Source organism: Streptomyces viridosporus (assembly GCF_002078235.1).
Lineage (GTDB): Bacteria > Actinomycetota > Actinomycetes > Streptomycetales > Streptomycetaceae > Streptomyces > Streptomyces viridosporus.
In genome coordinates, this window is record NZ_MSGP01000910.1 from 1 (window position 1) to 615 (window position 615).

The 615-nt window shown below is 78.4% G+C and carries 1 protein-coding gene; it reads left to right on the top strand.

The genetic code is table 11. From position 1 onward, the window contains the following. Positions 1-615, top strand: a 615-nt coding sequence (locus B7L92_RS38610; RefSeq protein WP_255311367.1) for an SCO2521 family protein, incomplete at both ends; no start/stop codon positions are given.

Consider the following 615-nt stretch of genomic DNA (forward strand, 5'->3'; position numbering starts at 1 on the left):
CGGGTCCGCGCGGTCGGCACGGTCGCCGCACGGGCCTCGCTCACCGAGGGACGCGTCCTGCAGAGCTCCGCGTACTTCCGCGTCCCCGCCGCCGGTCCCGACCACCGCCGCCCCTGGGGGCACTACCTGGTGCGGCCCGGAGTGGTCGAGCCGTTCGGGAAGCTGCCCCGCGAGGCGGTCGCCCAAGGGCTGCTCGGCGGCGGGCGGCACGGCGAGCTCGACGTCGGCCTGATCGCCGACGGGCTGCTCACGCGGCTGCTGCGCCACCCCCTGCTCGACCAGCGGCCGCCCCTCAGGTCCCGGCCCACCCGGCTCCGCTGGGTGGCCCTGCCCGCGGACCCCGGCGACGGCCCGTCGATCGAGCGGTTCACCCTCGCCGAGGACGAGCTGCGCACCGTACGGCTGCGCGTCCCCGAGGGCACCCGCAGCGCCGAGGTCGCCGGACTCTGCGACGACCTCGCCCTGCACGACTGGCTGCTCACCACCGTGGTCCGCATCCTGGACGGCATCCGCCTGGGCTCCGCGCCGCCGCCCGCCCGGCCGCGGCCCCAGGGCCCCGACGACCTCCCCGCCGTCGTCAGGGCCCTGCGGCCCGCCGTCGACCACCTGCTGCAC